Genomic DNA, 13,989 nt, shown 5'->3' with positions numbered 1-13,989 from the left:
TTCTCCCCCTTTTTCCTCCCCCTAACGACCCCCACTTTTTTGCCCCCCTGCAACCGACCATTGCATGGAGCTAGTTTTGTAAGAAGCTTACGCTTCTTTCAAGTTTTTAAAGATTTACTGCTATTTAAAAATAATTATAAATTCAAGTGAATTATTAGAGAAAAAATTGTTTGAACGGTAGTGAGTTTATTTTTTCTCTTTTAATGAACTTCGAATTTATTTATTTTGGGCTTATATCTTTATTAAATTTGGATAATCAATTTAAAAAATGAAAGAAACTTTAGTTTCTTTCTGATTTTTGCTCCCTGCAAGGGCCGGTTAAGGGGTTATAAAGATGGGGGTTCTTAGGGGGAAGGAAAAAGGGGACAATCGGAAGTCCCCTATTCCTTCCGCCCTAAGTATACGAAGGATAAATTTAATAAAACGATTAAATTTAATATGAAAACAAAAATAAATATATTTTTCTATAAGGAGGAAATATGAAAATTGGTATTATCGGCATTGGGAATATGGGTTCTTCAATTGCCAAAGGTCTTTTGGGTCAAAATGAACTTTATTTGTCTAATAGGGGATCTAATTTAGAATTTTTTAAAGACAAAGAAGTTTATATAATGGGAAATAGAAAAGTCGTGGAAAATTCTGATTATATAATTTTGGCTGTAAAACCGAATTATTATAAAGAAGTAATTGATGAAATAAAAGATTTGTTGGAAAATAAAGTATTTATTTCAATAGCTGCAGGTTTTACTCTTGAAAAACTTGAAAATTTATTGGGATCTGATAAAAAAATTGTTATGACTATGCCAAATACTCCAGCATCTGTAGGATGCGGAATGTCAATTCTTTGTCCAAATTCAAATGTGAGTGATGACGAATTTTCAAATGTTTTAGAAATTTTTTCATCGTTTGGCAAGGCCATAAAAATTGACGAAAATCAATTTGATGCAGCAAGTATTGTAAATGGATGTCTGCCTGCTTTTGTAGATTTATTTATAGAAGGCTTGTCTGATGGGGCAGTTTTTTGTGGACTTAAAAGAGATATTTCATATAAATTAATTCTTCAAACTATAATAGGATCAGCAAAATTAATGGAAGAGTCAGGAGAGCATCCAGGACTTTTAAAAGATAAGGTAACAAGCCCAAAAGGAACAACAATCGAAGGAGTGAAGGCCTTGGAAGAAAATAATTTTAGGGCAGGTTTGATAAAGGCAGTAGAGGCTTCTTTTAATAAAGCTAAAAATATGTAGGTTAAATTCATGGGGGATTTTTTTAAAAAATTTCCTATGAATTTATTTTTTTATTCTTATTTTAATAGCTATTTTTTTTTAATAGCTATTTTAAATTTTAACCTAATACAATTTATCATTTTAAATCTCTCCCCGCGTAATTTGCGTGGGATTTTTTTTTGGAAATTATTTTACTTCGGTGTATAATTATTACAATAATATATTAAAGTAAAGAGGTAAAAAATGAAAAAATCATTAGCTATAAAAATTTTAGAAAACCATCTTTTACAAGGAAAGATAAAAACTGGCGAGGAGATTTGTATTAAAATCGATCAAACTTTAACTCAAGATTCTACGGGGACTATGGCTTATTTGCAACTTGAGGCAATGGATATTGAGGATGTAAAAACTGAAAATTCTCTTGCATACATTGATCATAATATTCTCCAACAAGGATTTGAAAATGCTGACGACCATGAATTTATAAAATCTGCTGCCAATAAATTTGGTATAACTTTTTCAAAGGCTGGTTGTGGAATTTGTCATCAAGTTCAATTGGAGCAATTTGGAAAAGTTGGCAATACTCTTCTAGGTTCTGATTCTCACACTCCAACGGGCGGAGCTTTGGGACAAATTGCAATTGGAGCGGGTGGACTTGATGTAGCTGTTGCTATGGCAAGAGGTTTTTATTTTATAAAAGTTCCAAAAATTTTCAATATTAAATTAAAAAATTCTTTGAAGGATTATGTAAATGCCAAGGATTTGATCTTATATATTTTGGGGAAATTATCTGTCAAAGGCGGAACGGGATATATAATGGAATATTCTGGAGAAGGTGTAAAGTCTTTGTCTGTAACCGACAGGGCGACAATTTGTAATATGGGAGCTGAGCTTGGGGCGACGACTTCGATTTTTCCTTCTGATGAAAATACTTTAAAATATTTAAAAAGTCAAAATAGGAAAGAAGATTACAAAAAATTAGAGGCAGACGAGGACGCTTTTTATGATGAGTTTATGGAAATTGATTTAAGTAAAATTGAACCTGCTGTGGCAAGACCTCATTTTCCAGACCAATACCAAAAAATTTCTGAAATGGATAAAATAAAAATCGACCAAGTTGCAATCGGATCTTGTACAAATTCATCTTATATGGATATGATGAAGGTTGCTTCAATTCTTGATGGGAAAAAAGTTCATCCTGATGTATCTCTTGTAATTTCTCCAGGCTCTGCCACAATTTTGCAAAAATTATCTGAAAATGGGTCCCTTGCAAAAATGATTAAGGCTGGTGCAAGGATTTTGGAATCGGGTTGTGGGCCTTGTATAGGCATGGGTCAAGCTCCAAAAGCTGGTGGAATTTCTCTAAGGTCTTTTAATAGAAATTTTAAGGGAAGATCTGGTACAATTGATGCTCAAATTTATCTAGCAAGTCCAGAAACTTGTGCGATTTCTGCAATTAATGGATTCATATCCAATCCAAAAGAGGCTGAATTTAAAAAAGATTTTGACGAAAATATTATTTTTGACCATACTGATGCTTATTTTATAAAAAGAGAAGAAGACTTATCAAAAAGAATTAAAAAAACTGTAAAGGGAAAAAATATCAAGCCATTTCCAAAGGCAAGTCCTGTTTCTGATATAAATTCAAAAATAATTTATAAGGGGGGCGATGGAATTACGACTGATGATATTTGCCCATCAAATGCTAGACTTTTGCCATTTAGGTCAAATATAGAATATTTATCAGAATTTGCCTTTACAACAAAAATCGATGATTTCAAAAAAAGAGCCGAAAAAAACTCTGGTGGAGTTATTGTTGCAGGTGTAAATTACGGTCAAGGTTCATCAAGAGAGCATGCTGCTTTAATTCCTTTGTATTTAAATGTAAAAGCGGTTATTGCCAAATCTTTTGCAAGAATTCACAGGTCAAATTTGATTAACAATGCAATTTTACCTTTAGAATTTGAAAAGAAAGAAGATTATGAAAAATTATCAGAATTTGATAATATTCAAATAAAAAATATAGAAAAGTCTTTGGAAAGTGGAGAATTTATTTTAAAAGATTTGGATAAGGATATAGAAATAAAAGTTAGGGGAGAATTTTCAAAAAGAGAAATTGAAATATTAAAAATGGGTGGCTATTTAAATTATGCCAAAAATTTAGAATTGGAGTAATTATGAAAGTAACTTTGATAAAAGGAGATGGAATCGGTCCAGAAATTTGCGATTCTATGAAAAAAGTTTTAAAGGCTTTGGGATCAAAAGTTGAATTTGAAGAAGTAAATGCTGGAGCCAGTGTTTTTGAAAAAGAAAATACCTTTATTCCAGATGAAGTTTTTAAATCAATTGAAAAAAACAAAATTGCAATTAAAGGCCCAATCACAACCCCAATTGGACATGGTTTTAGGTCAATTAATGTTGAGCTTAGAAAAAAATACGATCTTTTTGCAAATATTAGGCCAATAAAATCAATCAAAAATATAAAAACAAAATATGAAAATGTCGATATGGTAATTTTTAGGGAAAATACTGAAGATTTGTATATGGGCCTTGAGGAAAAAATTTCTGAAGATGAATTTCATTCAATAAAGGTAATCACAAGAAAAAAATCTGAAAGAATTATAAAAGCAGCTTTTGAGTATGCAAAAAAATTTAATAGGAAAAAAGTGACCATAGTTACCAAGGCAAATATAATGAAATTTACCGATGGATTATTTTTAAATGTTGGACGTGAAATTTCAAAATCTTATCCAGATATAGAATTTGAAGAGCTTTTGGTTGATAATACTGCCATGCAAATGGTTTTAAATCCAAACAAATTTGACGTCATTGTTACTGAAAATTTGTACGGAGATATTTTGTCAGATTTGGGAGCAGGCCTTGTCGGTGGACTTGGTTTAATTCCTGGAGTAAATAAGGGAGAAGATATTGCAATTTATGAATCAGTTCACGGATCAGCTCCTGATATTGCTGGGAAAAATCTTGCTAATCCAATTGCAATTTTACTCACAGCTTCTCTTATGCTTGATGATATTGGGGAAGAAAATTTGGCTAAAAAATTAAGAAAGTCTATTGAAAAAACAATGGAAGATAAGAAAAACCATACAAAAGATTTGGGAGGAGATGCAAGTTTGGAGAAAATCACCCAAGAAATAATCAAAAATTTGGGAGGAGAAAATGAATAAAGATAAACTTGTAGACCTTTCAAAAAAAATAAAAATAGAAAATACAATAGATAAGAACCTCTACGATAAATTTTCTATAAAAAGAGGACTTAGAAATAAAAATGGGACTGGAGTTTTGGTTGGAGTAACAAAAGTCGGCGATGTTTGCGGTTATAAAATCGAAAATGGAGAAAAAATTCCAAGCAAAGGCGAGCTTTTTTATAGGGGTTATCCCCTCACAAGTATGGTAGAAGATTTTAATAATACAAAAAGATTTGGCTTTGAAGAAATTATTTATCTTTTGCTTTTCAATAAATTAGCAAATAAAAACGACCAAGAAAGTTTCAAAAAAATTCTAGTAGAAGAAAGAAATTTGCCGAATAAATTTTTTGAAGATACAATCCTAAATCTTCCAGGCAATAATATCGTAAATATAATGATGAGGTCAGTGCTTGCCCTTTATTCTTATGACGAAATGGCTGATAATACAGATACTTTAAATGTTTTGTCCCAATCTCTGTCCTTGATTTCAAAAATGCCATTAATTGCAATTTATTCCTACCAAGTTAAAATTCACAATTTTGATGGAAAATCTTTGGTAATTCACAATCAAGATGAAAACAAATCAATTGCAGAAAATATACTTTCTATGCTTAGAATCGACCAAAAATATAAAAAAGAAGAAGCAGAAATTTTGGATTTATTACTGATAATTCATGCAGAACACGGAGGAGGAAATAATTCTGCCTTTGCAACCCATGTAGTTTCATCATCAGGAACTGATACCTATTCAGCCATTGCCACAGGACTTGGTTCGCTCAAAGGCCCAAGACATGGAGGAGCAAATTTAAAAGTAAGCCTTATGCTTGAAAATATTAGGGAAAATTTAAAAAATATAGAAGACGAAAAAGAAATAGAAAAATATTTGGAAAAAATTTTGGACAAAAAGGCCTTTGATAAAAAAGGTTTGATTTATGGTTTGGGACATGCAGTTTATACAATCTCAGATCCAAGGGCAGTTTTATTAAAAGAAAAGGCAAGAGAGCTTTCAAAAATTAAAAATAGACAAAAAGATTTTGAATATATAGAAAAAATTGAGAAAATTGGTGGAAGGCTTTTGATGGAAAGATTAAATAAATCCTATCCAATTTGTGCAAATGTAGATTTATATTCAGGATTTTGCTATGAAATGCTAGATATTCCAAAAGATTTATATATTCCAATTTTTGCCATAGCAAGAACAGTTGGATGGTCTGCTCACAGACTTGAACAAATTGAAGATTCAAAAATAATAAGACCAGCCTACAAATCACTAAGCCAAATAAAAAATTACATATCTTTGGAAGATAGGTAAAAAATATTTTGCAAATAAAATAAATTTGTCCTATAATAAAAATAGCTAGGGGTGCTTTTAGCTGAGAGATGATTTTTCATCAACCCTTTAAACTTGATTAGGTTAAAACCTGCGTAAGAAAGCGGCAAATTTTAAAAGAAGTTTAAAGACCCTAGTTAGGGTCTTTTTTTGATCCTAATAAAAAATTAATTTATAGTAGTTAGTCAAATAATCTATGTGCAAAACACAAATGGGGCATACCACCTCGGGTATGGTTTCTATTTGTGTTCTTTTTTTTAGGAGGTGAATATGGTTTTAATAAATGGCAAGGAAGTAAAAATAAAAAATGAAATTTCCTTGTATGAATTTTTAAAAGAAAATAAATTTGATCCTCACTTTGTGGCTGTTGAAGTCAACCAAGAACTTGTAAAAAGAGAAAATTTTAAAAATTTTCTTGTAAAAGATGGCTACAAGGTGGAAGTTTTTTCCTTTGTTGGAGGGGGTTGATTTGGATTTAAGAGATAAAATTTTAAAAAGACAAAATAAAAATGACAATGAAATATTTGAAAAAGCAAAAGTTTCAATTTTAGGTTGTGGGGGACTTGGCTCAAATATTGCCATGATTTTGGCAAGGGCAGGTATTGGAGAAATTTTTTTGTATGATTTTGATAAGGTTGAATATTCAAATTTAAACAGGCAAAATTATAAAATTTCTGATATCGGCAAAGAAAAAGTACTTGCAACAAAAAAAATAATCGCAGAAACCATCCCCTATACAAAAATTCATGCAAAAAATATGTATTTGGATGAAAAAAATATGGATAAAATTGTAGAAAATACAGATTATTTTATTGAAGCTTTTGATAATAAAGAATCCAAGGTAATGGCATTTGATTATTTTTCAAAAAAGGAAAATAAATTTCTTTTTACTGCATCGGGCATGGCAGGACTTGGAGATTTTTCAGATATTAAGGTAAAAAAAATAAATAATATCACTATGGTTGGTGATTTTAAATCAGACGCAAAAAAAGATGGGCTTTATCTTGCCTATGTATCAATTATGGCAAGCCTTGAGGCACTTGAGTGTTTGAAAAAAATAAGGAAGGATTATTATGGAAGATAAATTTATACTAGGTGGAAAAGAATTTAATTCAAGATTTATTCTTGGTAGTGGGAAATATTCTGTGGATTTAATCGATGCTGCTGTAAAAAATGCAGAATGTGAAATGATCACAGTCGCTCTAAGGCGCGCTAATACAAAAGATGTGGCAAATATTTTAAATTATATACCAAAACACGTTACAATTATTCCAAATACTTCTGGAGCAAGAAATGCCGATGAGGCAATTAGAATTGCAAGACTTGCAAGAGAGATGGGATGTGGAAATTTTGTAAAAATTGAAATTATGAGAGATACAAAATATCTTTTGCCAGATAACGAAGAGACTTTGAAAGCTACAAAAGTTTTGGCTGATGAAGGATTTGTTGTTCTACCTTATATGTATCCAGATTTAAATTATGCAAGAGATTTAAAAGAGGCGGGAGCTGCTGCTATAATGCCTCTTGCTGCTCCAATTGGATCTAACAAGGGCCTTGTTACAAAAGAATTTATAAAAATAATTATTGATGAGGTTGACCTTCCAGTAATTGTTGATGCAGGAATTGGCCTTCCAAGTCAAGCTGCAGAGGCAATGGAAATGGGAGCTGCTGCAATTATGGCAAATACAGGAATTGCCAGTGCATCTGATATTACAATGATGGCAAAAGCTTTTAAACTTGGAATTGAAGCGGGGCGTCTTGCTTATCTTTCAAAACCAGGCAGAGTTTTAGAATCTGGAGCTGATCCATCATCTCCACTAAGAGATTTTTTTGATTAAGATGAATATTAAAAAAGTTACAGATTATTTTCCAGAAATGGATATAATCGATTCTCATATAAAAACCGAAGTTTTAGATCATTACGAAAAAATAAAAAATAAAAATGTAAGCGATGATGATATTCTAAGAAGTTTAGAAAAAGAAAGACTTGATGAAGAAGATTTTTACAATCTTTTATCCGACAAAGCTTTAAATCATTTGGAAAAAATGGGAGAGTTTGCAAAAGATAAGAGGGTAAGATATTTTGGAAATAATGTTTGTCTTTTTTCTCCGATTTATATAGCAAATTATTGTGAAAATTCTTGCAGGTATTGTGGTTTTAGGGCAAAGTCTGATATAAAAAGGGCAAAATTAAATTTTGATGAAATCGAAGAAGAAATGAAGGCTCTTTCAGATACTGGAATTGAAGATGTTTTGATTTTAACAGGAGAGAGCAAAAAATTTTCATCAGTAGAATATATTGCAAAAGCATGTGAAATTGCAAAAAAATATTTTAAAACAATAGGAATAGAAGTTTATCCTGCAAATGTTTCTGATTATAAAAAATTAAAAGAAGCAGGAGCAGATTTTGTTACAGTTTTTCAAGAATCTTACAATCCAAAAACTTATGATTTTTACCATCCTTATGGTCACAAAAGATCTTGGGTTTACAGGATTGATACTCAAGAAAGAGCAATGATGGCAGGATTTAGGGGAGTAGGTTTTGGTACGCTTTTTGGACTTAATGATCCAATTGAAGAAGCATTTAAATTAGGTCTTCACGCTCAAAAAATTCAAAAAAAATATCCTCACGCAGAAATTGCAATTTCTCTTCCAAGAATAAGACCAACTCACGGAGCAGATGAGCTTAAATTTTTTGAAGTAAATGATAAGAAATTTTTCCAAATTATGCTTGCCCTTAGAATATTTTTGCCATTTGCATCAATAACTCTTTCAACAAGAGAAGATCGTGATTTTAGAAATTTGGCAGTAAAATATGCCGCAACAAAAATTTCTGCATCGGTTGATACGTCAATTGGTCATAGATCAAAAAATTCTCAAGATACGGGAGATGAGCAATTTGAAATTGCTGATAATAGGTCTTGTGACGATGCAATTAAAGATTTAAAAGCAATTGGCATGACTCCAGTTTTTACTGATTATATAAATGTTTAGGAGAGATTATGAAAAAAAATAATTCTTTGCTTATTATGCTAAGTCTTTCAATGTTTATCACTATTGGAGTTGTTATTTCTCCAATTTTAAGATTTGAAGGTTTTGCTCCGACGGCTCATTTTGTAAATATTGTTTGTTCAGTTTTTTTGGGACCGTGGTATTCGCTTTTAAATGGATTAATAACTGCATTTTTGAGAATGAGTTTTCTAGGAATTCCTCCTCTTGCCATAACTGGACAAATTTTTGGAGCTATGCTTTCTGGAATTTTTTATAGAAAATCGAAAGGAAATTTATTGGCAGCTGTAGTTGGAGAAATAATTGGAACAGGAATAATTGGAGCTATTGTTTCTTATCCAGTTATGAAATTATTTTATGGAACAGGCGATATAACTTGGTATTTTTACCTACCTTCTTTTACAATTGCAATAATTATTGGAGGAAGTGTAGCTTATATTTTCTTAAAAACTTTGCAAAAATCTAAAGTTTTATATTCCATACAAAAAAAGCTTGGAGTAAATGTATATGAAAAATCTAAAAAAAATTCTTGAAAATAGAAAATTTGTTAGGGAAAAAATTCCATTAATTCACGCAATTACAAATCCAATTGCCATAAATATGGTGGCAAATTCGATTTTATTTCAAGGAGCCAAGGCAATTTGTGCCGAATGCGAAGATGAAATGGAAGAAATTGTAAAAATTTCAGATTCGCTTTCTATAAATCTTGGAAATATTACAAATTCGAGATTAAAAGCAATGGAAATAGCGACAAAATTTGCAAATGAGAAAAATATTCCCGTAATAATGGATGTGGTTGGAGTTGGTGCAAGTAAAATTAGGCTTGATTTTGCAAAAAATTTGCTAGAAAAATATAAATTTGAAGTCATTAAGGGAAATTCATCGGAAATTCTTTCTCTTTGTGGAGAAAAATCTCATGCTAAAGGAATAGATGCAGGAGATGAGGATGAGGTTTCGGATAAAAATATAAAATATTTTACGGAAATTTCTCAAAAGCTTTCAAAAAAATACAAAACGACAGTTTTGATTACAGGAAAAACTGATATTTTATTAAAAGATGATAAGTATTTTTTGTTTGAAAATGGTTGTGATAATCTTTCAAAAATTACAGCCACAGGTTGTATGTTGACAGGCTTAATTTCTACATTTTTATCAGTTTCAAATCCAATCGATGCGTCAATTTTAGCTCTTCTTATTTTGGAAATATCTGGAGAAATTTCTGATACAAAAAAGCCCTATAGTTTTTTTGTAAATTTGATGGATAATATATCAGAAATTAGCGATGAAGAAATTATAAAAAGAGCAAAAATAAGGGAGGGAAATTTGTGAAAAAATTATATTTGGTAACAAATTCAGATAAATATAATGAAGAAGAATTTTTAGAAAGAATTGAAGATGCTATAAAAGGCGGAGTCGATATTGTTCAATTGAGGGAAAAAGAAAAAAGTGATATTGAAATTTTAAATTTAGGGAAAAAAGTAAAAAAAATTTGCGACAAATACGATATTCCTTTATTAATTGATGATAAAGTTCATCTTGCTTGGGCTCTTGGCTGTGGCGTTCATGTTGGTAAAGATGATATGCCAATTGCACTTTGTAGAAAACTTTTGGGAGAAAAAGCAATAATAGGAGCAACTGCAAAATCAGTAGAAGCTTCCAAAAAAGCAAAAAAAGATGGTGCAAATTATTTGGGAGTTGGGGCAATCTTTGAAACCAAAACTCACGTAAAAACTAAAAGAACATCAATAGAAACTTTGAAAAAAATAAAAGAAGAAGTGGACATAGATATTTATGCCATCGGTGGTTTAAATATTGAAAATGTAGAAATATTAAAAAATACAAAAGTCGATGGGATTTGCGTGGTAAGAGCAATAATGGATGCAAAAGACGTCTATCAAACAAGCCTTGAATTAAAAGAAAAAATTCAAGAGTTATAAAGTAAAAGTAATTTTAATCATAAAAAAATCTATAATAAAAAAATCCTTCAATACCCATTTAACCTTGCGGAGAGATCTCAAAGAAAGAGTGAAATTTAAAAATGAGTTTAACCTAAGAGATCTCTCTATTAAATATATATAAGTTTTAATTTTAACCTTGAAACTTTTAAAATATAAAAACTTACTTTTTATTTACAAAATCAAGCAAAATATTATCTATAGATTCAACTTCTATATATTTTATTTCCTTAATGTCAATTTCAAATTCATCGTAAATTTGTCCGGAATTTATATCTACTGCGTCAATTATTGCAAAATCATCCTCTATATTTTTTATATAACCACAAATTTGGTCGAAATAATCTAAGGATTTTCCTAAATTTATTATTTTTTTATTTTCTTTGGCATATTTTATCATATCAAAAAAATCTGGTATGTTTTTAAAAATTTCGCCTATATTTTCGCCTTTCTTTTCTTCCTTAGTTGACTTCCAATATTCATTATAAATTTTTAATTTTTTTAAAAAATCAGATTTTTCATTTATTTTTACTAAATCTTTTGAAATCAAAGTGTAACCGTCAAATCTTCCTTGATCGTCTAGGTTTTTTATCAAGTAATTTTTTTCATTTTCATCTAGCAAAAATCCGTATGCAAATGATGAGCCATTATTTAAAATTTCTATTAATTTATTTTCCATAATTACCTCTTTTCATTTCCATTATACTAAAAATATACAAAATAAAAAGCAGGAAAAATCCTGCTTTTATCCCATATATCTTTTCAAGAAATCTTTTGTTCTTTGATTTTTTGGATTTGTGAAAATTTCTTCTGGAGATCCTTCTTCTAAAATTATTCCTTCATTCATAAACAAAACTCTTGTTGAAACTTCTCTTGCAAAATCCATTTCGTGAGTTACTACTATCATAGTTATTCCTTCTTTGGCAAGTTTTGTCATAACTTCCAAAACTTCTCCAACCATTTCTGGATCAAGGGCGCTTGTTGGTTCATCGAAAAGTAAAACTTCTGGATCCATGCAAAGGGCTCTTGCTATGGCAACTCTTTGTTTTTGTCCACCAGAAATTTGTGATGGCTTTGCGTTTATATATTGGTCCATGCCTACTAATTGTAGGAATTTTTTTGCTTTTTCTTCTGCATCTTTTTTTGAAATTTTTAAAACTTTTTCTTGGCTTAGGGTGCAGTTTTGTAGGACAGTTTTATTTTCAAACAAATTAAAATTTTGAAAAACCATGCCGACTTTTGTTCTGTAAGCTCTTAGGTCAAATTTTTTGTCTAAAATATTTTCATTTTTGTACAAAATTTCTCCGCTTGTTGGTTCTTCTAATAGATTTAAACATCTTAAAAGTGTAGATTTTCCTGAGCCTGATGAGCCTATTATTGTAACTACTTCGCCTTTTTGAACCTCCATATTTATATCTTTTAAAACCAAATTTTGTCCGAATTTTTTTTCTAGATTATTTACTTTTATTATATTAGGCATGAATTCCTCCTGTTACAGATCCAAGTACAAATTCTTTGTTGGTAAATTTCTTTTCAATTAACAAGATAATTCTTGTTGTTATGAAAGTCAAAATGAAATATATTATTGCAGTTATCAAATATGTTTGGAATATTTGGTAGGTTGAACCTGCTATTGATTTTGATACAAAGAATAATTCTGTTACGCTTATTACGTTTAATACTGATGTATCTTTTATGTTTACGACAAATTCGTTTGCAATTGCTGGCAAAATTGATTTTATTGTTTGTGGAATTACAACATTAAACATTGTTTGTGAATGGGTCATTCCAAGTGCCTTACAAGCTTCGAATTGTCCTTCGTCAACTGAATTTATTCCGCCTCTTACAACTTCTGATAAGTAAGCTCCAGTATTAATTGAAACTATTATAAAGGCTGCAAGCATGGTTGACATATCGATTGATAAAAATTGTTTTGCTCCATAAAATATTAGGATTGCTTGAACCATCATTGGAGTTCCCCTAAAGACTTCTATGTAACAAACCAAGATAAAGTTTACAATTTTTTGTAAAATATAGGCGAAAATATTTTTATTTTTATCAACTTTTATTTTTCTAATTACTGCAACTATAAGTCCAATTACAAATCCTATCAAGGTAGAAATTATTGAAATGAAAAGTGTTGAGAAAATTCCGTTTATAAATAGGGAAGAATATTCGCTCCAAATAGCTTTCATTTGTCCAAAAAATGAAAGTTGTTCGCCATCATCTTCTGATAATTTTACCATTTCATTCATTATTTTATCTTGATCTTTGACATTCATTTGAGATAAAATATTATCTATTTCATCTTTCATTGGGGAATTTTTTCTAAGACCTACAGCAATTGATGTATCGTCTGTTTCAGTTTTAAAGCCTTTGCCTTTTTCAAATTCTACATAAGTTAAATCTTCGTTTGCAGAAATGGCTGACATTGCTCCAGGTTTTTCTGAAACATATCCATCAATATTTCCAGCTTTTGTTGCAGAAATCATTGATGGGAAAGATTCCATTGCAGCTTGCTTATTAACTCCATCAATTTGATCAAGTACTGTGTAATGGAAAGTATTTAATTGTCCAGTGATTTTTGCATCTTTAAAATTAGCTATGGATTTTGCCTTTGCAAAAGAAGAATCTTTTTTCAAAACTATAACCAAATCAGAAATATAATATGAATTTGTAAAGTCGATTTCTTTTCTTCTTTCAGCAGTAGGGCTCATACCAGCAATAATTGCATCAATTTTTCCACTTGTAAGAGCAGGTGGAAGACCATCCCATTCTATTTTGTAAATTTCTAATTTTTTTCCAAGTTCATCAGCAATTTTTTTTGCAATTTGAACGTCATATCCATTTGCAAATTCTCCCTTAGAATTTTTAATTTCAACAGCTCCATTAGCATCATTAACTTGTGAGAAGTTAAAAGGAGCATAATTAACTTCCATTCCAACCTTAAATGTGTCCTCATCGGCGTGTGAAATTCCCATTGTAAAAACAAAAGTCAAAACAAAAGCCATAAGAAACTTTAATATCTTTTTCATTATTTCCTCCAAATTTTTTTCTTTTTTTAGTCGTAACTTTCTTATGGATTAAATATAAAAAAAACGATCCGCATCCCAAGGGACGAAGACCGTGTTACCACCCAAATTTAATATTTTTTCACAAAAATATCCTTATTAAGTACAAAATATACTTTCAAAGGATCCAATAAGAAAGTACAAAATTATACCCCTTTGCTATAACGTGCAAAATACGATACCGAATCAAAA

The 13,989-nt window shown here is 30.2% G+C and carries 14 protein-coding genes and 1 riboswitch; of the genes, 11 read left to right on the top strand and 3 right to left on the bottom strand.

Translation table 11 applies throughout. The features are described 5' to 3' along the window. Nucleotides 1–479 precede the first annotated feature (479 nt). The 11 genes from proC (at nt 480) to thiE (ending at nt 10,708) form a co-directional block, all read left to right on the top strand. Complete coding sequence (gene proC, locus HMPREF0078_RS06435) at nt 480–1,247, top strand: pyrroline-5-carboxylate reductase (RefSeq protein ID WP_004839330.1); 768 nt, start codon at nt 480–482, stop codon at nt 1,245–1,247. Between the two features lie 222 nt (nt 1,248–1,469). Beyond that, complete coding sequence (locus HMPREF0078_RS06430) at nt 1,470–3,401, top strand: aconitate hydratase (protein ID WP_004839329.1); 1,932 nt, start codon at nt 1,470–1,472, stop codon at nt 3,399–3,401. A gap of 2 nt (nt 3,402–3,403) precedes the next feature. Continuing rightward, nucleotides 3,404–4,411, top strand: a complete 1,008-nt coding sequence (locus tag HMPREF0078_RS06425) for an isocitrate/isopropylmalate dehydrogenase family protein (protein WP_004839328.1) — start codon at nt 3,404–3,406, stop codon at nt 4,409–4,411. Beyond that, the gene (locus HMPREF0078_RS06420; RefSeq protein ID WP_004839327.1) at nt 4,404–5,744 is read left to right on the top strand and encodes a citrate synthase; all 1,341 of its coding nucleotides are present in this window, start codon (nt 4,404–4,406) and stop codon (nt 5,742–5,744) included. The genes HMPREF0078_RS06425 and HMPREF0078_RS06420 overlap by 8 nt, the downstream gene beginning before the upstream one ends. A 37-nt stretch (nt 5,745–5,781) precedes the next feature. Then, a riboswitch (TPP riboswitch) is annotated at nt 5,782–5,881 on the top strand. Between the two features lie 151 nt (nt 5,882–6,032). Further along, nucleotides 6,033–6,230, top strand: coding sequence for a sulfur carrier protein ThiS (gene thiS, locus HMPREF0078_RS06415; protein ID WP_004812827.1), 198 nt, complete (start codon nt 6,033–6,035; stop codon nt 6,228–6,230). 1 nt (nt 6,231) lies between these two features. After that, entirely contained in the window at nt 6,232–6,846 is a 615-nt protein-coding gene (gene thiF / locus HMPREF0078_RS06410; protein ID WP_004839326.1) for a sulfur carrier protein ThiS adenylyltransferase ThiF, read from the top strand. Then, a complete protein-coding gene (locus tag HMPREF0078_RS06405) occupies nt 6,836–7,600 on the top strand; it encodes a thiazole synthase (protein ID WP_004839325.1) in 765 nt (254 codons plus the stop codon). Before thiF ends, HMPREF0078_RS06405 begins: the two co-directional genes overlap by 11 nt. Before the next feature lies 1 nt (nt 7,601). Then, nucleotides 7,602–8,756 (top strand): 2-iminoacetate synthase ThiH, encoded by a 1,155-nt coding sequence (gene thiH, locus HMPREF0078_RS06400; protein WP_198482157.1) that lies wholly within the window; start codon nt 7,602–7,604, stop codon nt 8,754–8,756. Between the two features lie 8 nt (nt 8,757–8,764). After that, entirely contained in the window at nt 8,765–9,304 is a 540-nt protein-coding gene (gene thiW, locus HMPREF0078_RS06395) for an energy coupling factor transporter S component ThiW (protein ID WP_004839323.1), read from the top strand. Continuing rightward, nucleotides 9,279–10,100: a hydroxyethylthiazole kinase gene (gene thiM, locus HMPREF0078_RS06390; protein ID WP_039920585.1), complete on the top strand. Its 822-nt coding sequence runs from the start codon at nt 9,279–9,281 to the stop codon at nt 10,098–10,100. The genes thiW and thiM overlap by 26 nt, the downstream gene beginning before the upstream one ends. Next, nucleotides 10,097–10,708 carry a thiamine phosphate synthase gene (thiE, locus tag HMPREF0078_RS06385; protein ID WP_004839321.1) on the top strand — a complete coding sequence of 204 codons (612 nt, stop codon included), beginning with the start codon at nt 10,097–10,099 and terminating at the stop codon, nt 10,706–10,708. Before thiM ends, thiE begins: the two co-directional genes overlap by 4 nt. 181 nt (nt 10,709–10,889) lie before the next feature. Here thiE and HMPREF0078_RS06380 read toward each other — a convergent pair whose 3' ends face one another. From HMPREF0078_RS06380 to HMPREF0078_RS06370, 3 genes are all read right to left on the bottom strand, one after another. After that, the gene (locus HMPREF0078_RS06380) at nt 10,890–11,405 is read right to left on the bottom strand and encodes a hypothetical protein (RefSeq protein WP_004839320.1); all 516 of its coding nucleotides are present in this window, start codon (nt 11,403–11,405) and stop codon (nt 10,890–10,892) included. Nucleotides 11,406–11,471: 66 nt separating this feature from the next. Then, complete coding sequence (locus HMPREF0078_RS06375) at nt 11,472–12,206, bottom strand: amino acid ABC transporter ATP-binding protein (RefSeq protein WP_004839319.1); 735 nt, start codon at nt 12,204–12,206, stop codon at nt 11,472–11,474. Next, on the bottom strand, nt 12,199–13,761 hold the full coding sequence (locus HMPREF0078_RS06370; protein ID WP_004839318.1) for an ABC transporter substrate-binding protein/permease: 1,563 nt from the start codon (nt 13,759–13,761) through the stop codon (nt 12,199–12,201). The genes HMPREF0078_RS06375 and HMPREF0078_RS06370 overlap by 8 nt, the downstream gene beginning before the upstream one ends. Between the last annotated feature and the right edge of the window lie 228 nt (nt 13,762–13,989).

Source organism: Anaerococcus vaginalis ATCC 51170, from assembly GCF_000163295.1.
GTDB lineage: Bacteria > Bacillota > Clostridia > Tissierellales > Peptoniphilaceae > Anaerococcus > Anaerococcus vaginalis.
Note: the sequence above shows the minus strand (reverse complement) of the source record. Positions and strands in the feature narration are given on the sequence as shown.

Coding starts and splice junctions, on each gene's coding strand:
- proC (WP_004839330.1), top strand. CDS start 480: ATGAAAATTGGTATTATCGGCATTGGGAATATGGGTTCTTCAATTGCC.
- HMPREF0078_RS06430 (WP_004839329.1), top strand. CDS start 1,470: ATGAAAAAATCATTAGCTATAAAAATTTTAGAAAACCATCTTTTACAA.
- HMPREF0078_RS06425 (WP_004839328.1), top strand. CDS start 3,404: ATGAAAGTAACTTTGATAAAAGGAGATGGAATCGGTCCAGAAATTTGC.
- HMPREF0078_RS06420 (WP_004839327.1), top strand. CDS start 4,404: ATGAATAAAGATAAACTTGTAGACCTTTCAAAAAAAATAAAAATAGAA.
- thiS (WP_004812827.1), top strand. CDS start 6,033: ATGGTTTTAATAAATGGCAAGGAAGTAAAAATAAAAAATGAAATTTCC.
- HMPREF0078_RS06405 (WP_004839325.1), top strand. CDS start 6,836: ATGGAAGATAAATTTATACTAGGTGGAAAAGAATTTAATTCAAGATTT.
- thiH (WP_198482157.1), top strand. CDS start 7,602: ATGAATATTAAAAAAGTTACAGATTATTTTCCAGAAATGGATATAATC.
- thiW (WP_004839323.1), top strand. CDS start 8,765: ATGAAAAAAAATAATTCTTTGCTTATTATGCTAAGTCTTTCAATGTTT.
- thiM (WP_039920585.1), top strand. CDS start 9,279: ATGAAAAATCTAAAAAAAATTCTTGAAAATAGAAAATTTGTTAGGGAA.
- HMPREF0078_RS06380 (WP_004839320.1), bottom strand. CDS start 11,405: ATGGAAAATAAATTAATAGAAATTTTAAATAATGGCTCATCATTTGCA.
- HMPREF0078_RS06375 (WP_004839319.1), bottom strand. CDS start 12,206: ATGCCTAATATAATAAAAGTAAATAATCTAGAAAAAAAATTCGGACAA.
- HMPREF0078_RS06370 (WP_004839318.1), bottom strand. CDS start 13,761: ATGAAAAAGATATTAAAGTTTCTTATGGCTTTTGTTTTGACTTTTGTT.